Consider the following 18400-nt stretch of genomic DNA (forward strand, 5'->3'; position numbering starts at 1 on the left):
ACGTTGCGGACGATCTCCTGGGTCGCCGCACCCTGCTGCTCGACCGCGGCGGCGATCGAGGTCGCCACGCCGCTGATCTCGCGGATCCGGCCGGTGATGCCGGCGATCGACGTGACCGCCTGCCCGGTCGAGGCCTGGATCTGCGCGATCTGGCCGGAGATCTCGTGCGTCGCCCTGGCGGTCTGCTCGGCCAGCGCCTTGACCTCGGAGGCCACCACCGCGAAGCCCTTGCCGGCGGCCCCGGCCCGGGCCGCCTCGATGGTGGCGTTGAGCGCCAGCAGGTTGGTCTGGCCGGCGATGTTGGAGATCAACCCGACCACGTCGCCGATCCGCGACACGGAATTGCTCAGCTCTTGGACGAGGGCGCCGGTCTGATCGGCATCGGAGACGGCCCGCTGCGCCAGGAGCGCCGAACCGTCCACCTGCCGGCCGATCTCCTGCACCGACGAGCCGAGCTCCTCGGCCGCGGCCGCGACGGTGTTGACGTTCGAGGCGGCTTCCTCGGCGGCTGCCGCAACCGTGTTCGACTGGCTCGACGTCTGGGACGCCGTCGCCGACATGGTCCGGGCGGTCGCCTGCAGCTCGGTGGCCGAGGATGAGACCATGCCGACGATCCCGCCGACCGCCCGGTCGAAGCCGTCGGCGAGCTCGATCATGGTCCGGCGCCGCTCGGCCGCGGCGGCCGCGTCGGCGACGCGCTTCATCTCGGCCTCCTCGGCGGCCTTCTTGGCGACCATCGCCTTGATGCCGTCCACGGCGCGCCCGACAGCGCCGATCTCGTCGCCGCGGGCGGCCTCCTCGATCTCGGCCTCGATCTCGCCCCGGGCCATGCGCTGCAGCACCGCCACGAGACGGCCGAGGGGCCGGGTCAGCATCGCGAAGACGAGGAAGGCCAGCAGCACCGCGATGACGACGCTGGCGAGGCTGCCGAGGAGGCTCGCGAGGTAGGCGGCGCCGAAGGAGCGCGCCTGCTCGTCGCTCCGGGCCGTCAGGAGGTCGCGTTCGGCCTTCTCGGCCTCGCCGATCTTGGCGCGCAGGGCGTCCATGGACGCCTTGCCGGCGCCGCTCGCCTCGATCTGCCGGGCCTTGTCGAGGTTTCCGGCCTCGACGAGGGCGATCTCCTTCGCGGCGATGTCCTTCGACCACGTCTCCGCCGAGCCGCGCACGGCCTCCAGGCGCGCCTGCTGGGCGGCATTGTCCGCGGTGAGCGACCTGGCGCTCTCGAGGGAAACCTTGAAGGACTTCTGGCCGGCGTGGAGCGGCTCCAGAAATTTCGGGTCGCCCGCGATCAGGTATCCGCGCAGTCCGGTCTCCTGATTGACCATCGCCTGCGTGAGGCCGTCGAGGGCCGAGATGACCTGATACGAGTGCTCCGTCAGATGATTGACGCGCTCGATCGAAGAAAGATGAGTGTATCCGATGACGCTGATCCCGACCGTGACCGCCGCCAAGGTGCCGAAAGCGGCAGTCAGTTTCGTTACGATCCGGACGTCATTGATCGAGCGCATAGTCAGTCCTCAGGGTCCCATTCGGGAATTCGGTTCTCGTTCCCTGCGGTCAGTAATAATTTATACGATGTAAATTTTGTGTTACTTTGGGCATTAACGCCGTAGACAGCTCTGACGAAAGGTGTTGAGAGCGCGCCGCCCGCGATCAAATTTCTGTGCGCGCCCGGCGTTCTTCTGTCGTCAGCGGTTACAACCTCAGATGAGTGTTGACCGGTCAAGGTCTTCGTCGGCGCTACGGTCGCATTACCGGTACAGACGGGTGGCGGCAGACCCGAAAATCGGTGCAGGACCGTATTCGCGCGCGGTGCAGCTCGCGCGGAAGCTGTGGTGCGCTGCCGTCAGCCGGACGCGCGCCGTGCTGTGCTGCCGAGCTTCGAGCGCCAGCGACGGCAGGCGGGCGCGGCGAGGAACGCCTTGCGCGCGCGACGCCGCGGCGAGGACGGTCGGGCCGGCGCGACCCGGCCCCGCGGAGCCCGGTCTCAGGCGTCCAGCGCCTCGATGACGAGGTTGCCGTTGGTATAGACGCAGATCTCGGCGGCGATCGCCATGGCCCGCCGGACGATCGCCTCGGCGTCGAGGTCGCCCTCCTCCAGCGCCCTGGCGGCCGCCAGGGCGTAATTGCCGCCGGAGCCGATGGCCATGACGCCGCTCTCGGGCTCCAGCACGTCGCCGGAACCCGACAGGAGCAGGCTGACTTCGCGGTCGGCGACGAGCATCATCGCCTCGAGGCGACGTAGGTAGCGGTCCGTCCGCCAGTCCTTGGTCAGTTCCACGCAGGCCCGGGTCAGCTGGCCGGGGTACTGCTCCAGCTTCGCTTCGAGGCGCTCGAACAGCGTGAAGGCGTCCGCGGTGGCGCCGGCGAAGCCGCCGATCACCGCGCCCTTGGCGAGGCGCCGGACCTTGCGGGCGTTCCCCTTCACGATGGTCTGGCCGAGGCTGACCTGACCGTCGCCGCCGATGACGACGCGACCGCCCTTGCGGACCATCAGGATGGTGGTCGCGTGCATCTGGGGGACGGCGCCCCGGTCGTCGTACCTGAATGCGTCCTGGCTCAAGATTCGGCTCCGCTCTCGATCGCGCCGAGATGGGGAGCTTCGCCGGCCGAGTCCAGCCGGTCCGGGACCCGGGCGCCTACTCGGCGACCGCCTGGGCGCTGCGCAGCGGGCCGGCATCCTGCAGGATCGACTGCGCGGCGGCCTCGGCCAAGAGTGCGTAGCCGCGATCGGCCATGTGCAGGCCGTCGGCGGCGAAGAGCTGCTTGGTCGTCAGCTTACCCTCGCGGACCCAACCGTGCATCAGGTCGGCCCGCCGGATCACCGGCACGTCGAGCTCGTCGCCGATGCTGCGCACGGCGTCGCGGAAGCGGGAGGCGCCCGGCGTGGATTCGAGCTTCGGGCACCATTGCGGCTCCATCAGCACCACGTCGATGCCGGCATCCCGGATCCGGCGGATCGCCGACACGGTGGCCTCGCGGAAATGCTCCAGCGAGACACCGCGCAGAGGGTCGTTGCTGCCGGTCTGCCAGATGACGAGCTGGGGCTCGGCCGCGATGACGTCGCGGTCGAGCCGCGCCAGCATGTCGTCGACGTGCTCGCCGCCGATGCCGCGATTGATGACCGCGACGTCCAGCCCGTGCAGCTTCTTGCGGAGGTCGATCTGGAGGCGGGCCGGGTAGGCGTTGGCCGGGCTCGAGGCACCCACGCCCTCCGTCGAGGATGATCCGAAGGCCACGATCTTGAGCGGGGCGCCGATGGCAATCTGGCGGGCGACGTGCGGCAGGTCCGGGCTGTCGCCCAGGTCGAAGCCCAGCATATCCAGGGATTCGGGGAGCAGGTCCGCGTAGGCGAGCACCGCGGTCGGCAGAACCAAGAGGGCGCCCAACAAGCCGAGGCGGCGCAGCATCCTGCGGGCGGGAAAGACAGTGTTCAGCGACTTGGACACGGGACCGACGGCTCCGGCTCTCGTGAGCGGTAGATACAATCTGACACAGGGCCCTGAAAAGAGCGGTTCCAGGCAGAGTTTGAAAACACACTGAATTCGTAACACAAAATTAGGCGTTAGTTGGGAGCGGGGGGCTTGCGCGAGGTTTCCCGGCAACATCGACCGGCCCATCGGCGCCGCCAGTCGCGGCGACCGCGCTTTCGAGCGCCTCCCGGCCGACTCGGCATGAACCATGCGACCGCTTCGAAACGCGTCTCCGAGAGGGCGGCGGAGCGCGCGGTCGGGCGACGCGGCGCGTCCCCCGACCGGCCGCGGGCTCCACGCGCCGTCCCATGGTCGATTGCTTGCGCATCGCGATCCTCACGCACTCGACCGACCCGCGCGGCGGCGTGGTCCACGCTCTGGCGCTCGGGGAGGCCCTGGGCAGGCTGGGGCACGAGGCGGTCGTCCACGCGCCCGATCCGACCGGCGGCGGCTTCTTCCGCGCGGCGCAGTGTCCGGTAATCTCGGTCGCGGCCAAGCCGGCCGCGGGGTCCGACGCGGCGCTGGTCGGCGCCCGGATCGCCGATTACCTCGCGCATTTCTCGACCCCCGCCGCCTGCGACTTCGATGTCTTCCATGCCCAATGCCGCGTCAGCGGGAACGCGCTCGCGACCCTGACCCGCCGCCGGCTCATCCCGGGCTTCGTGCGCACGGTCCACCGCATCGACACGTTCACCGATCCGCGGCTGGCGCAGTGGGAGGAGCGCGCGATCCTCGATGCCGGGCGCCTGCTCTGTGTCAGCCGGACCTGGGCGGCGACGCTGGCCGCCGAGTACGGCGCGCGGGCCGACGTGGTCGGGACCGGCGTGGACGCGGCCGCCTTCACGCCCGATCCCGGGCCGGAGGACGACGCGCTCCGTCGCCGCCTCGGCCTCGGCGGCGGCCCGGTCTTCCTCGGTGTCGGCGGCTTCGAGGCGCGCAAGAACGCGCTGGCGATCATCGAGGCCTTCGCGGCCCTGCGCCGGAGCTTGCCCGGCGCGCAGCTCGTCGTGGCCGGCGGCGCGTCGTCCCTCGATCATGCCGGGTACGAGGCCCGGTGCTGCGCCGCCCTCGAGCGCGAGGGGCTCGAGGTCGGCCCCGGCCGGCCGGTGATCCGCACCGGCGCCGTGGCGCAGGCGGACATGCCGGCCCTCTACCGGCTCGCCGACACCCTGGTCTTCCCCTCGCTGGTGGAGGGCTACGGCCTGTGCGTGCTGGAAGCCATGGCCTGCGGCACGCCGGTGATCGTGTCGGGAAGACCGCCCTTCACCGAGTACATCGCCCCGGGGGAAGCCCTGTCGGTGAATCCGGAGGACACAGAGGCCATCGCGGCCGCCATGCGGGCGAGCCTGGACCCGAGCCGGCGGGCGCGACTGCGCAACGCCGGCCGCGAGGTCGCCCGGGCGCATGTCTGGGACGCCTGCGCGGCGCGCCACCTCCCGACCTACGCGGAACTCGCGCCCGGGGACGCGCCGTTGATGGCGGCGGCCACGGGGGCTGCGGCCTGGAACACGCTGCGGGTCCCGCGCGATGCCTGAGATGCGCTTCCATATCCGGTGGCCGGACGGGACCCGCGAGGCCTGCTACTCGCCGTCGCTGGTGATCAAGGACCACCTCGCGGTCGGGCAGGACTACCCCCTCGACGAGTTCGTCGCCCTGAGCCGTCTGGCCCTCGGCATCGCCAGCGATCGCGTCCGCGCTCGCTACGGCTTCCCCTGCGGCCGCGCGCAGGCGCAGCTCGCCCGGATCGAGGAGGGGGCCCGCCGCCAGGAGCCCGGGACCGTCCACGTCGAGGCCTTCGAGGACTAGCCCGGGCCCGCCGCGTCGCCTTGCGGCGAGCCGACGCAGCGCGGGCGACGGCCGCGCCGGGTTGTTCGCAGGACCGATGGCGGAGGCGAAGGCGATGATGACCCGGATTGCGACGGCCCTGGTCCTGGCCGCGTCGCCGGTCGCGGCTCAGACGCGACCGTCCAGCACGACGATGACCTGCCAGCAGACGATCCGCCTCATCCAGGCCCGCGGCGCTCTCGTCCTCGGGACCGGCGGCATGACCTACGACCGGTTCGTCCGCGACCGCTCGTTCTGCGAGCCCACCGAGATCGCGCGGCGGGCCTTCCGGCCGACCCGCGACAACCCGAACTGCCTGATCGGGTACACGTGCTACGAGCCCGGTCGCGGCGATTGGTTCGGCGCGGATGACTAGAGTTGGCGCTGACCGCGCTGGCGCGCGCCTTTCCCTCGTGGAGGAGACACCGGCTCAAGGGCGCCTCGGGTGCGAGTGTGCCGCGGTGCGGTGATTCCCGGCCCTGTCATGAATGGGACGCGCCGTCCTGGGCGCCGCGTCGGCCCGCGTCCGGGCCCGCGCGCCCGGTCTCGAGGGCGACGATGACCCGGCGATCTCCCGCCCGGCGGGTGAACCCCGTGGCGTCGAGATGCTCGAGCAACGGGATGGAGAATTTGCGCGAGATCCCGAGGGTCGCGCCGGCCTCCCGGGCCAGGAAGCCGGTCTCGGCCGTCCGCGCCGTCGGGAAGGCGTCGATCAGGCGGGTCTTGGCGCTGTCCACCGCCTCCCGGTGGAACAGCACGGCGCGGCGCTGGACCCGGTCGACGGCGCGGATCACCGTGCCGGCCCCCACGAGGTAGGTCAATGCCTCGCGGCGGCGCACGTCACGGCCGATGGCCTCGGCCTCGTCGGGCGGGTTGAGGCCGGCGCGGCGGAAGACCTGCTCCAGCCGGCGGGCGGCCTCGCTCTCGTTGCGGGCGGGGTCGAATTCGGCCCGTCGCCACAGGGCTGCCGCCTGGGCGACTGCGCCGGCGGCCGCGAGGTCGCGCAGGACGGCGCCGGCCACCGCCTCGGGCAGCGCCAGGGCGCGCGACAGGCGCTCGAGGGCGATGCCGTGCTCCATCGGGTAGTCGCGGTGGTGGTGCGCCAGGGCTGCCAGCGTGCCGGTACGCAGCGCCTCGAAGGCCGCGGCCCCGACGAAGCGGTCGCCGATCGCCCGGGCGCCGCCTTCGGAGAGCACCTGCCGGGCCCGGTCCGGCGCCACACCGGCGATCCGGGCGAGGTCGATGAGCGGCGCTCCGGCCGCGCCGAGCTGCCCGAGGCGGACCGTGATCGCGTCGGCGGGACCGCCCGCCGCCAGGGCGGCCAGGTCGGCCATGACCCGGGGATCGTGGCGCCGGCGGCGGCGGCTCGCCGGATCGAGGATCCGACCGCCCGCCACCGTGACGGAGGGCGAATCGAGCCGCAGCACGAACGGCTCCCGCGCCGGCACCGCCACCGGCTCGCCGAGATGGAGCTGCGCCCGGGTGCTGGCCCCGGGCTCCAGGGCGTCGCGGTCGAGCAGCCGCAGCCGCGCCTCGACCTCGGTGGTCCCGAACAGCAGGCGACAGGCCGTGCCGCCCGCCAGCGCGTCCGACAGGCTCGCGGCCGCGGTGATCGCCACGTCGAGCCACGGGCTCGGCGCGAGCTGGCCCGGCAGCGACAGCGCCTGCCCGCGGGCGATCTGATCGAGGTCGATCCCGCGCAGGGCGACCGCCGTGCGCCGCCCCGGCTCGGCACGCTCCACCGCGCGCCCGTGGATCTGCAGGCCGCGCACGGTCGCGGTGCGGCCGCCGGGGGCGATCTCGACGGTGTCGCCGACCGCGAGCGGCCCGCGCCGCAGCGTCCCGGTCACGACGGTGCCGAAACCCGGCCGGGAGAAGACCCGGTCCACCGGCAGGTAGGGGAAGCCGTCGTCGCGGCCGGGCTCCGTCTCGGCCAGAAGCGCCGAGAGGGCGGCCGCGAGCTCCGGCAGGCCGTCGCCCGTCACGGTCGAGGTCGCGATGACCGGTCCGGCCTCGATCCCGGCCCGGGCGGCCGCGGCGGCGATCTCGGCGGCGCGGGCCGCTACGGTCTCGGGCGTCGCGAGGTCCGCCTTGGTCAGCGCCAGCACGCCGCGGCGCACGCCGATCAGGGACGCGATCTCGAGATGCTCGACCGTCTGCGGCTTGATGCCCTCGTGGGCGTCGACCGCCAGCAGGACGGCCCGCATCCCGGTCGCGCCGGAGATCATGGCGCGGACGAACCGCTCGTGGCCCGGCAGGTCGACGAGGTCGATCTCGCCCTGTCCGGAGGTCAGCAGCGCGAAGCCCGGCACGATGGACACGCCGCGGGCGCGTTCCTCCTTGAGCCGGTCGGTCTCGACGCCGGTGAGCGCGCGGACGAGCGCCGTCTTGCCGTGATCGACGTGCCCGATCACGCCGACGAGGAGTGTCTTCAAAGCAGCCACCGACCGGATCATCTCCACGGTGCCGCCGTCCACAAGGGGCGCACCGCTCGCTCGGATGGGAAATCCGCCGCGCCGGCGCGTCGTGGCGCCGTGTGCCGCCGGGCGGTCGGGGCCGGGGCTGCGTGGCAGATCGATTGTGGACAATTTGTCTTGCCACGCCGTGCCGTTCTGGGAAAGCGCGATTTTAACGCAGCGCAGCATCCATCTGCAGCGCGGAGCAGCGGCGTCGCAGCTTGACGACGGGAACGCGGCCCCCTTTGCTGAGTCAGGTGCGTCGGACGGTCACGCCCCGATGCCGGTGTCGCGCGGCGCGATATGGGAGCCGATGCAACCGGAGCCCATCCCTGCCTCGTTAGCGGTGGCAGGCGACGAAGAGGAGCGTATGAGCGATACCGATAGCAACGCCGGGGAGGAGCCCCGCGAGGTCGAGCTGAAGCTCGACTGTGCCGGCCCGGACCTGACGGCGCTCGCGTCCCATCCCCGGCTGACGGACGCGTCGGCGACCGAGCCCGAACTCCTGGTCACGACCTACTACGACACGCCCGACCGCGCCCTCCGCGAGGCCGGTCTGACCCTGCGCGTCCGCGCCAAGGGCGGCCGCCACATCCAGACCGTGAAGGCCGGGAGCGGCGGCGTCGGCCTGTTCGATCGGGCCGAGTGGGAGACCGAGATCGCCGGCGAGACGCCGGAGCCAGCGGCCTGGGCCGACACGGCCGCCGAGCCGGTCCTGCGCGCGGCCGACGCGCCGCTGGAGCGACTGTTCGCCACCGTCGTGATGCGTCGGGAGATTCCGGTCATCCAGGGCGAGTCTCGCGTGCTCGTCACCCTCGACGAGGGCAGGGTCGAGACCGCGTCCGGCGACGCGCCGCTCTGCGAACTCGAGCTGGAACTCCAGTCCGGCGAGCCGGCCGACCTGTTCGCGCTGGCGCGGGAGCTGGCGGAGACCGTGCCGCTGCGCCTCGGCGTGAAGGCCAAGAGCGCGGTCGGCTACGCGCTTCTCGACGGGAAAGGGCCGGGCGTCGTGAAGGCCGAGCCGGTGGAGCTGCCCGAGGGCGCGAGCGCCGGGGAGGTCTTCCGCCGGGTGGCGCGCGCCTGCCTGCGCCACATGCGCCTCAATGAGACCGCGTTCCTGGAGGGCGGACGGCCGCCCGAGGCGCTCCACCAGATCCGCGTCGCCCTGCGCCGCCTGCGCTCGGCGCTGTCGCTCTTCGGACCCATGCTGGAGACCGATTCCCGGGCCGCGGCCTTCAATGACGAGATCAAGCGCGTCACCGAGCCCTTCGGCCACGCGCGCAACCTCGACGTGTTCCTGAGCGACACGCTGCCGGACATCGCGGAGCAGCGCCCCGACGAGCCCGGCCTCGACGCCTTGCGCGCCCGCGCGGAGGCGGAGCGCGCGACCGCGTACGATGCGGTGTCGGCGACCCTGGAGAGCCCGCAGTGGCGCGCGCTCATCATCGACTTCGCCGGCTGGGTCGAGGCGGGGTCATGGGCAGCCGGGCCGGACGCGGCCGTCGACGGACGGCACTTCGCCGCGCAGGTCCTCGACAAGGCGCGGGCGCGCCTGAAGAAGCGCGGCCGCGGCCTCCGGCACCTCGATCCGCACACGCGGCACCGGGCGCGGATCGCCGCCAAGAAGCTCCGATACGGCGCGGAGTTCTTCGCCGGTCTCTACCGGAAGAAGAAGGCTGTCCGCCGGCAGGAGAAGTTCGGTGCCGCGCTCTCCGACCTGCAGGACCATCTCGGCGCGCTCAACGATCTGGAGACGGCTCGGACGATGACCGAGAGCCTGTCGGGGCCGCCGATGCCGGGTCCGGACGATCCTGGGGCACAGAAATTGCTGGACGCGGCCGCGGACGCGCGGTCCGAGCTCCTCGACGTCAAGCCCTTCTGGCGCTGAGGCTTTTCGCGCCGCCGGTCGGGCCGGAACCCGGCCGGTGCGGCGGCGTTCGCCGGACAACGATCGGCCCGTCCGGGGCAGGGAGCGCGGATGGCCCACGCCTACAGGTTCGGCATCGAGGAGGAGTTCTTCCTGGCCGATGCCCGCACGCGCGGCACACCGCGCGCCGGCCTCCGCGCCTTCCACGCCGCCGTGCGGGGCCGCCTCGACGATGCCGAGCGCGAGCAGCTCCAGTGCCAGGTGGAGGTGGCCTCGCCGCCGACCGCCGACCTCGCGGAGGCGCGGGCGCATCTCGCGGACCTGCGCGCGAGCCTCGCGGAGATCGGCGGCGAGCGGGGCATCCTGACCTTCGCGGCGGGCACGCATCCGACCGCCCGGTGGCGCGACCAGCGGCCCACCGACAAGGCGCGCTATCACGGCATCATGGCCGACCTCCGGATGCTCGGCCGGCGCAACCTCGTCTGCGGCCTCCACGTCCACGTGGAGGTGCCGGATCCCGCGGCACGGATCGGGCTGATCAACCGGCTTCTGCCCTACCTGCCGGTGCTGCTCGCGCTCTCGACCGGGTCACCGTTCTGGCAGGGGCAGCAGACCGGTCTCGCCGGCTACCGGATGCGCGCCTACGCCGAGCTGCCGCGCACCGGCGTTCCCGAGCTGTTCGCCGATGCCGACGACTACGCCCGCTACGTCGACGTGATGACCCGCTCGGGTGCCATCGCGGATGCCAGCTATCTCTGGTGGCACGTGCGCGCGTCCGTGAAGTACCCGACGCTGGAGCTGCGAATCGCCGACAGCTGCGCGCGCCTCGACGACGCGCTCTGCATCGCCGCGCTGTTCCGCTGCCTCGTTCGCCGGGTCGTCCGGGACAGGCGGCTCAATGCCGGCCTGACCGCGGCCTCACGCGGCTTCGTTTTGGAGAATCTCTGGCGGGCCGAGTGCGACGGCGTCCGCGCGACGCTCATCGACGAGGCGCGGGTCCGGGCCGTGCCGGTCGCCGCAGCGGTCGAGGCCCTGCTCGCCGACATCGCCGAGGATGCCGATGCCCTGGGCTGCGGCGCGGCCTGCGCGCACGCGTCGCGGATCGTCGCGGAGGGGACGAGCGCCGACCGGCAGATGGCCGTGTTCGCGGCCGCGCGCCGGTCGGGCGCGCGGGAGCGCGCGGCGCTGTCGGCAGTGGTCGATCATCTCGCGGCGGAGACCGCCGCCGGCTCGAAGTCCGGGCCTGGGGGGCACCCGAACATCGCTCCGGCGGCGTGACGACGGGCGCGGACACGGCTGAGGGGGGATCGTCGAGGCCGCGGTCCGTCGGCCGCGCTCGAGGACGCGGTCGCCCACACGAGTCGCATGGCCATGTTGCCGAAGGATGTCTGGCCGCCGGTTTCGCCCGCGTATATGGCCGGTCGCGCGGCGACGGGTTCCCTCCGTGTCGTCCTCTGCTATCCCTCGCGTCCCAGCAGCTACCCCGACTCCGCGGCCGAACCTCCGGAATGAGCCTCCTGCGCGACCTCTTCGGCCATGTCGGCCGTACCGTGACGGCCTATGCCGGTGACAAGGCGCTGATGCTCGCGGCGGTCTCGGCCGCCGCCAACGTCATCGTGGCCGACGGCGAGGTCGCGGGCCCGGAATTCGACGCGGCCCTGCACGGCCTGAAGGCCGACCCGGTCCTGATGAAGGGTTACGACGCGCTGATGCTGGAGACGGAGCTCTACGAGGGCATCGCCCGGGCCCGCACCCGGCTCGGCCGGGCCGAGAACCTGCGCCACGTCGCGGCGGTCGCCGAGCGACCCGCGAACCAGCGCGAGAACGTCTTCCTGATCGCCGCGGACGTCGCCGACCAGGACGGGATCAGCAACATCGAGGCGGGCGCCCTCGGCGAGATCGCCGTCGCCCTCCGGGTCGACGCGATCGCTCTGCTGCGCGCCAACCCGGTGCGGCGACCGCCGGCCTGACCGGGTCGGTTGGCATCGCGGTTGCTCGCCGCGGGAATTGTGAGGTGGGAGCGCTGCCAAGGGGCTGGCGCCCCATAACGTTTGCGTCGCACGGCGACCCGCCGTGAAAGGAACCGGCATGGCCGAGATGAGCCTCAGCAAGACCCACAACCTGCGCGCCAACGGTGCGCGCCTCTGGGCGACGATCCTGGAGACCGCGGAATTCGGCGGCACGCCGGCCGGCGGCATCAACCGCCTGACGCTCTCGGCCGAGGACGGCCAGGTCCGCGACTGGTTCCGGGAGGCCTGCGAGGCGGCCGGGCTGACCGTGTCGGTCGACGCCCTGGGCACGCAGTACGCCCTGCGGCCGGGCCGGGACATGAGCCGGAAGCCGATCGCCTTCGGCTCGCACCTCGACACCCAGCCGACCGGCGGCAAGTTCGACGGCGTCCTAGGCGTCCTGGCCGGACTGGAGGTGATGCGCAGCCTGAACGATGCCGGGATCGAGACCGAGGCGCCGCTCCTCGTGGTCAACTGGACCAACGAGGAGGGCTCGCGCTTCGCCCCCGCCATGATGGCCTCGGCGGCCTACGCGGGCGACTTCACCACGGACGAGATCCTGGCCAAGCGCGACGCCGCCGGCACCACGGTGGCGGAGGCCCTCGACGCCATCGGCTACCGCGGGGTCGAGGCCGTCGGCACGCGGGAGATCGGCGCCTTCGTCGAGCTGCACATCGAGCAAGGGCCGATCCTGGAGGCCGAGGGCAAGACCATCGGCGTGGTCGAGGGCGGCCAGGGCATCATGTGGTTCGACGGCGTGATCACCGGCTTCGAGAGCCACGCCGGGACGACGCCGATGCCGCGCCGCCGCGACGCGCTGCTCGCGCTCTCGGAATTCGCCCTGGCCGCCGAGCGGATCGCGGTGGGCCACGCGCCCTCCGCGGTGGCGACGATCGGCGAGGCCGCGATCCTGGCGCCCTCCCGGAACGTCGTGCCGGGCCGGGTCGCCTTCACGGTGGACGTGCGCGACCCGCGTTCCGAGACCCTGAACGCGATGGAGGCGGCGCTCGGTGAGGCGGCGGCCGAGATCGCGGCGCGGCGCCACCTGGAGATCGCGCTGACCCGGATCTGGCGGAAGGAGCCGGTGCCGTTCGACCCCGCCGTCGTGGCGGCGATCGACGCGTCCGCCGAGAGCCTGGGGCATCCGCGGCGCCGGATCATCTCGGGCGCCGGCCACGACGCCTGCAACCTCGCCGCGAAGGTTCCGGCCGCGATGATCTTCGTGCCGTGCAAGGACGGGGTGAGCCACAACGAGTCGGAATCCGCCACGCAAGGCGACTGCGCGGCCGGCGCCGACGTGCTGCTGCAGACCGTGCTCCGCCTCGCCAACGCGCCGGGCGCCTGAGCCGCCCTGCCGTCACGGCGGTGCCCCGCGCGCGGCACCACCCGCGCGGAGGTGTACCGCGGCGGAAAATCCCGTAAGGACCGCTCCATGAGCGCGCGATCCTACCGCGACGCCAGGGGCCGGCCGCTCGTCGCGGTCACCGGCCTCGGCGTCGTCTCCTCCCTCGGTCAGGGACAGGCCGACACCTGGGCGGCCATGACCGAGGGCCGGTCGGGTATCCACGCCATCGCGCGGTTCCCGACCGACAACCTGCGCACGCGCATCGCCGGGACGGTGGACTTCCTCGACACCGACCCCCTCGTCGCGCCGCTCCTGTCCGAGCGGTTCGCCGCCGTCGCCGCCGAGGAGGCGGTGGCGCAGGCCGGGATCGGCGCCAGGGGCGATTTCCCGGGCGCCCTGTTCATCGCGGTCCCGCCGGTCGAGATGGAGTGGCCCCAGCGCCAGGCCCTGGCCGAGGCCGCGGGCGGCGACGGTCCGGTCGACTACGCCGGTCTCCTGCGGGCGGCGGCGACGCGCCGCTTCGATCCCTGGCACGACCTGTTCATCTTCGGCACGGTCGCCGACCGCATCGCCGACCGCTTCGGCACGAAGGGCTCCCCGATCTCGCTCTCGACCGCCTGCTCGTCGGGGGCCACGGCGATCCAGCTCGGCGTCGAGGCGATCCGGCGCGGCGAGACCGCGGCGGCGCTCTGCATCGGCACGGACGGCTCGGTGAACCCGGAATCGCTGATCCGCTTCTCGCTGCTCTCCGCGCTCTCGACCCGCAACGACGACCCCGCGACCGCCTCGAAGCCGTTCTCGAAGGACCGGGACGGGTTCGTCATGGGCGAGGGCGCGGCCGCCCTCGTGCTCGAGGACGCCGAGGCCGCCGTCGCCCGGGGCGCCGCGATCCTCGGCTACGTCCTCGGCTGCGGCGAGAAGGGCGACGGCTTCCACCGCACCCGCTCCAGCCCCGACGGCGCCCCGATCATCGCGGCGATCCGGGCGAGCCTGGACGATGCCGGCGTGGCGGCCGAGGCGATCGACACGGTGAACGCGCACGGCACGTCGACGCCGGAGAACGACAAGATGGAGGCCCTGGGCCTCGCGGCGGTGTTCGGCGACCGCGCTGCCGCCCTGCCGGTCACCTCCAACAAGTCGATGATCGGCCACACGCTGACGGCGGCCGGCGCCATCGAGGCGGCGGTCTCGCTGCTGACGATCCGCCACGGCCGCATCCCGCCGACCATCAACCACCGGGTGCCGGACCCGACCATCGCCCTCGACATCGTGGAGACTGCCCGCGACCTGCCGGTGCGGACTGTGCTGTCGAACTCGTTCGGCTTCGGCGGCCAGAACACCTGCCTGGTCCTCGGCGCGGAGCCCGCGTGAGCGTCCCCGTCACACCGCGCCGGGTCCTCGTGACCGGCGGCGCGTCCGGGATCGGCGCCGCGATCGTCCGCGCCCTGGCGGGAGCCGGTCTCGGCGTCGACTTCACCTACCGCGCCTCGGCCGAGGCCGCGCAGGCGCTGCTGGCCGAGCTTCGGGCGACCTACCCGGACCGGCCGTTCGCGGCCCATGCCGTTGACCTCGCCGACCGGGCAGGGCTGGAGCTGTTCTGCGAGGCCGCCGAGGCGACGGGCTATTACGGTCTCGTCCACAATGCCGGCCAGTCCTGCGACGCCCTCGCGGCGATGCTCGATCAGGAGCGGGCCGAGGCCGCCATGCAGGTCAATTTCTTCTCGCTGACGCGCCTCGCCAAGGCGCTGGTGCGGGAGATGACCCGCGCGCGCGCGGGCCGCATCGTGGCGATCGGGTCCGTCGCCGCCCTGCGGGCCAATGCCGGCAACGCCGCCTACGCGGCGACCAAGGGCGCGCTCATCGCGTATTGTCGGACCCTGGCGATGGAGACGGCCAAGCGCGGCGTGACCGTCAACGTGATCGCCCCGGGCTTCGTCGACACCGCCATGATGGAGCGCTACGCCGCCTACCGGGACGGCATGGAGCGCCAGATTCCGATCGGCCGCTTCGGCCGGCCCGAGGATGTCGCGGCACTGGCGGCCTTCCTGATGGGCGAGGGGGCATCCTACATCACCGGCACCGTGCTGCCCGTCGATGGCGGCCTGACCGCCATGATGGGTGTCCACCGGACCTGACGGTGGCGCCGCCGAACCGGACGACCCTGACGATGCGCGCCAGCCTCGCCCTCACCGCCGCCCTCTGCGGCGCGGCTCTCCTGGCCCCGGGCCACGCCCGGGCGGAGCCGCAGGTCTACCGGGTCTCCGGCCTTCCGCCGGGCGAGCCGCTCAGCGTCCGCGCCGAGCCGGACCCGTCCGCCGAGCAGGTCGGCGAGATCCGGACCCGCGCCCTGGTCTTCGGCTGCACCAACGACACGCCGAGCCGCACCACGTGGTGCCGGGTGAAGGCCGGACGCGCCCTGGGGTGGGCGCGGCGGCGCTATCTGGCGCCGGAGTGACGAGAGACACGATGCGAGCCCTCCAGCTGTTCGGCGACCGCGACCTGCGCCTCACCGAGATCGAGCCGCCGCCCGCGCCCGGAGCCGACGAGGTCCGGATCCGCATCCGCGCGGTCGGCCTCAACTTCATCGACGTCTGGGGCTTCCGCGGCATGGCCTTCGCCAAGCGGAAGATGCCGCTGATCGTCGGCGCGGAGGCGGCCGGGACCGTCGAGTCGGTCGGGGCGGGCGTCACCGGCCTCGTCGCGGGCGACCGGGTCGTGCCCTACGGCGCCATGACCTGCGGCCGGTGCAAGGCCTGCCGCGAGGGGCGCGACAACCTCTGCGAGGACGTGTCCGGCGTGATGGGCTTCCATCTCGACGGCTTCGCCCGGGAGCTCGTGACCATGCCGGCCCGCCTCGTCGTGAAGGTGCCGGACGGCGTCAGCGACACCGACGCCGCCTGCGCGGGCATCGCCTTCGGCACGGTCCAGCACATGCTGTTCGACAACGCCCGCCTGGAGCCCGGCGAGAGCGTCCTGGTCCATGCCGGCGGCTCGGGAATCGGCACCGCGGCGATCCGCATGGCCAAGGCGATCGGCTGCACGGTCTACACGACGGTCGGCGACTACGAGAAGGGCCGTAAGGCGGCAGAACTCGGCGCCGACCACGTCATCAACTACCGCACCGAGCGTTTCGAGGGCGAGGTCCGCCGGCTGACGAAGCGCAAGGGCGTCGACGTGGTGTTCGAGCACGTCGGCGCCGACACCTGGAACGGCTCCCTGCTCTGCCTGAAGCGCGGCGGTCGCCTCGTGACCTGCGGATCGACCTCGGGCGTCTCGGCGACGATGAACCTGATGCAGCTGTTCCAGCAGCAGTACCGCATCACCGGCTCGTTCGGCTGCTCGCTCGCGAATATCGGTCAGGCCCTCGCCAAGATGGACGCGGGTATTCGACCGGTTGTCGATACCGTGTACCCGCTGGCGGACTTCGCGCAGGGTCTGGAGCGACTCGAGTCTCGCCGGGTCTTCGGCAAGATCCTCGTCAGCCTGTAGCGCCGGCCACGGCACACCGGCACGGCGCGACACCGGACCGTAGGCGGCGATCCGCATTTCGCGCCGCGACAGACTTGGCGTAAACGTCGCCGTACGGGTCGCTGGGGGGCCGCCCGTACCGTATCCCTGGAATCGATCGTGCTGCGTCTCGCCCTCCTGCTCAAACGGTCGTACCCGCGCCTCGCGGGCTTCGCGATGATTCCGGTGATCCGCGCCCTGGTACTGCTGGCGCGCGTCCTCGGGCCGGAGCGGTCCACGGCGTTCGGCGCCGCGCTGCTGCGCACCCTCGGCCCGCTCCTGCCGGCGCACCGCACCGCGATGGCGAACCTCAGGGCGGCCTTTCCCGACATGCCGGAGGCGGAGCGGAAGCGGATCGCTCTGGAGGCCTGGGACAATCTCGGGCGGACGGGGGCCGAGTACGCCCACCTCGACACCCTGTTCGATTACGATCCCGCCGCCACCGGCGCGTTGCGGACCGAGGTCACGGGGATCGAGCACTTCTACGCCCTGCGCGACGACGGCCGGCCGGGACTGATCTTCTCGGCGCACTTGGCGAATTGGGAATTGCCGGCGATCTGCGCGGCCAAGTTCGGCCTCGATGCCACCGCGGTATTCCGGCCGCCGAACAATCCCGCGGCCGCGCGCCTCGTCCAGGAGGTCCGCCGCCGGACGATGGGCGGCCTCGCCGCTTCCACGCCGGGTGCCGTGTTCGCCATGCGCGACGTGGTCGAGACCGGCGGCCACCTCGGCCAGCTGATCGACCAGCACTTCACACGCGGTGTCGTGGTGGAATTCCTCGGCCGGCCGTGCCTCGCCAACCCGCTGCTGGCCAAGCTCGCCCGCCACTATGACTGCCCGGTGCACGGCGTGCGCGTCGTGCGCCTGCCGGAGGGCCGCTTCCGCCTCGACCTGACGCCGCCCCTCGACCTGCCCAGGGCCGCCGACGGGACCGTTGACGTCGCCGGCGCGATGCAGGCGATGACGGCCGTCGTCGAGGGCTGGGTGCGGGAGAATCCGGGCCAGTGGCTGTGGATGCATCGTCGCTGGCGGCCCGATATGCTGCCCAAGCCGAGAGTTGCGCCGGCGCCACTTCAACCGAAGGTAGAGGCCTCTCAAGCCAACGTGATTTCACCTTCGGCTTCGCAGACGGTCTGATGGATCGATGACGCCCCGGCACCGCGCCCCGACCCGCGACCGCCGCGCGCTCCGCGCCGCGCTGCTTGCCTGCGCGACGCTGGCCGCGATACCGGCGCGGGCCGAGCCCGTTCGCGCCGTGGTGGAACTCTTCACCAGCCAGGGCTGCGGCGCCTGCCGGTCCGCCGACCCGGTCCTGCGCGACCTCGCCCACAAGCCCGGCGTCATCGCCCTGACCCTGCCGGTGACCTACTGGGACTACCTCGGCTGGAAGGACACGCTGGCGCTGCGTCCGCTGACCGAGCGCCAGCGCGCCTACGCGCGGGGCCGCGGGGCCCGACAGGTCTTCACGCCCCAGGTGGTGGTCGACGGCAACGGCTTCGCCGTCGGGTCCGACCGGCCGGCCCTGGAGCGCCTGATCCGCGATGCCTGCCAGCACGGCGGGCTGCCGGTGCCGGTGCGCGGGGAGACCAAGGGCGACCGGATCCTGGTTGAGGTCGGGGCGGCCCCGGAGGCCAGGACCGAGATCCGCGGCGACGTCTGGCTGGTGCCCGTGCTGCGCAGCCGCGCCATCGCGATCCAGGCCGGGGAGAATGGCGGCCGGACGGCGACCTACGTCAACGTCGTCCGCGGCATGCAGCGCCTCGGTCCCTGGACGGGCCAGCCGGCCCGCTTCGAGGTGCCCGACACCCAGGCCCGCGTCGCCGATGCGGACAGCTGGGTCGTGCTTCTCCAGGGTGCGGCCGACGGCAAGCCGGGCCGCATCTTCGGCGCCGCCAAAGGCCCGGGGCTCTAACGCCTGT

The 18400-nt window shown here is 72.7% G+C and carries 17 protein-coding genes; 13 read left to right on the forward strand and 4 right to left on the reverse strand.

Annotated features, from left to right (window positions below; all coding sequences use genetic code 11):
• The 3 genes from ACTJK8_RS22725 to ACTJK8_RS22735 all read right to left on the reverse strand — a co-directional run.
• Positions 1-1508, reverse strand: a 1508-nt coding sequence (locus ACTJK8_RS22725) for a CHASE3 domain-containing protein (RefSeq protein WP_440762543.1), incomplete at its 3' end; no start/stop codon positions are given.
• Positions 1509-1987: 479 nt separating this feature from the next.
• The gene (gene hslV, locus ACTJK8_RS22730) at positions 1988-2515 is read right to left on the reverse strand and encodes an ATP-dependent protease subunit HslV (RefSeq protein WP_024829538.1); all 528 of its coding nucleotides are present in this window, start codon (positions 2513-2515) and stop codon (positions 1988-1990) included.
• A 124-nt stretch (positions 2516-2639) separates the two neighbouring features.
• Complete coding sequence (locus tag ACTJK8_RS22735) at positions 2640-3449, reverse strand: SGNH/GDSL hydrolase family protein (protein ID WP_012320028.1); 810 nt, start codon at positions 3447-3449, stop codon at positions 2640-2642.
• Positions 3450-3781: 332 nt separating this feature from the next.
• On the opposite strand from ACTJK8_RS22735, the gene ACTJK8_RS22740 reads away from it, so the two are divergent.
• The 3 genes from ACTJK8_RS22740 to ACTJK8_RS22750 all read left to right on the forward strand — a co-directional run bounded on the left by ACTJK8_RS22740 (position 3782) and on the right by ACTJK8_RS22750 (position 5673).
• Positions 3782-5008 carry an MSMEG_0565 family glycosyltransferase gene (locus ACTJK8_RS22740; protein WP_012320027.1) on the forward strand — a complete coding sequence of 409 codons (1227 nt, stop codon included), beginning with the start codon at positions 3782-3784 and terminating at the stop codon, positions 5006-5008.
• Positions 5001-5279: an MSMEG_0570 family nitrogen starvation response protein gene (locus ACTJK8_RS22745; protein WP_024829540.1), complete on the forward strand. Its 279-nt coding sequence runs from the start codon at positions 5001-5003 to the stop codon at positions 5277-5279. Before ACTJK8_RS22740 ends, ACTJK8_RS22745 begins: the two co-directional genes overlap by 8 nt.
• A 94-nt stretch (positions 5280-5373) precedes the next feature.
• Positions 5374-5673, forward strand: coding sequence for a hypothetical protein (locus ACTJK8_RS22750; protein WP_012320025.1), 300 nt, complete (start codon positions 5374-5376; stop codon positions 5671-5673).
• A 106-nt stretch (positions 5674-5779) separates the two neighbouring features.
• Here ACTJK8_RS22750 and selB read toward each other — a convergent pair whose 3' ends face one another.
• Positions 5780-7753 carry a selenocysteine-specific translation elongation factor gene (selB, locus tag ACTJK8_RS22755; protein ID WP_012320024.1) on the reverse strand — a complete coding sequence of 658 codons (1974 nt, stop codon included), beginning with the start codon at positions 7751-7753 and terminating at the stop codon, positions 5780-5782.
• A 370-nt stretch (positions 7754-8123) separates the two neighbouring features.
• Here selB and ACTJK8_RS22760 point away from each other — a divergent pair, with 370 nt between their 5' ends.
• The 10 genes from ACTJK8_RS22760 (at position 8124) to ACTJK8_RS22805 (ending at position 18393) form a co-directional block, all read left to right on the forward strand.
• Positions 8124-9641 (forward strand): CYTH and CHAD domain-containing protein, encoded by a 1518-nt coding sequence (locus tag ACTJK8_RS22760; protein WP_029357798.1) that lies wholly within the window; start codon positions 8124-8126, stop codon positions 9639-9641.
• Positions 9642-9731: 90 nt separating this feature from the next.
• Complete coding sequence (locus tag ACTJK8_RS22765; protein WP_012320022.1) at positions 9732-10898, forward strand: carboxylate-amine ligase; 1167 nt, start codon at positions 9732-9734, stop codon at positions 10896-10898.
• A gap of 230 nt (positions 10899-11128) precedes the next feature.
• Positions 11129-11590: a tellurite resistance TerB family protein gene (locus ACTJK8_RS22770; RefSeq protein WP_024829545.1), complete on the forward strand. Its 462-nt coding sequence runs from the start codon at positions 11129-11131 to the stop codon at positions 11588-11590.
• Positions 11591-11708: 118 nt separating this feature from the next.
• On the forward strand, positions 11709-12974 hold the full coding sequence (locus tag ACTJK8_RS22775; RefSeq protein ID WP_107681063.1) for a Zn-dependent hydrolase: 1266 nt from the start codon (positions 11709-11711) through the stop codon (positions 12972-12974).
• Between the two features lie 87 nt (positions 12975-13061).
• Positions 13062-14345, forward strand: coding sequence for a beta-ketoacyl-ACP synthase (locus ACTJK8_RS22780; protein ID WP_024829547.1), 1284 nt, complete (start codon positions 13062-13064; stop codon positions 14343-14345).
• Entirely contained in the window at positions 14342-15109 is a 768-nt protein-coding gene (locus tag ACTJK8_RS22785) for an SDR family NAD(P)-dependent oxidoreductase (protein WP_053621100.1), read from the forward strand. The genes ACTJK8_RS22780 and ACTJK8_RS22785 overlap by 4 nt, the downstream gene beginning before the upstream one ends.
• A 2-nt stretch (positions 15110-15111) precedes the next feature.
• Positions 15112-15429, forward strand: a complete 318-nt coding sequence (locus ACTJK8_RS22790; RefSeq protein WP_012320017.1) for an SH3 domain-containing protein — start codon at positions 15112-15114, stop codon at positions 15427-15429.
• Positions 15430-15440: 11 nt separating this feature from the next.
• The gene (locus tag ACTJK8_RS22795) at positions 15441-16463 is read left to right on the forward strand and encodes a zinc-binding dehydrogenase (protein ID WP_440762544.1); all 1023 of its coding nucleotides are present in this window, start codon (positions 15441-15443) and stop codon (positions 16461-16463) included.
• 138 nt (positions 16464-16601) lie between these two features.
• A complete protein-coding gene (locus ACTJK8_RS22800; RefSeq protein ID WP_440762545.1) occupies positions 16602-17618 on the forward strand; it encodes a lipid A biosynthesis lauroyl acyltransferase in 1017 nt (338 codons plus the stop codon).
• A gap of 7 nt (positions 17619-17625) precedes the next feature.
• Positions 17626-18393, forward strand: a complete 768-nt coding sequence (locus tag ACTJK8_RS22805; RefSeq protein WP_053621103.1) for a DUF1223 domain-containing protein — start codon at positions 17626-17628, stop codon at positions 18391-18393.
• The last annotated feature ends 7 nt before the right edge of the window (positions 18394-18400 follow it).

The organism is Methylobacterium sp. 22177, from assembly GCF_052045615.1.
Lineage (GTDB): Bacteria > Pseudomonadota > Alphaproteobacteria > Rhizobiales > Beijerinckiaceae > Methylobacterium > Methylobacterium radiotolerans.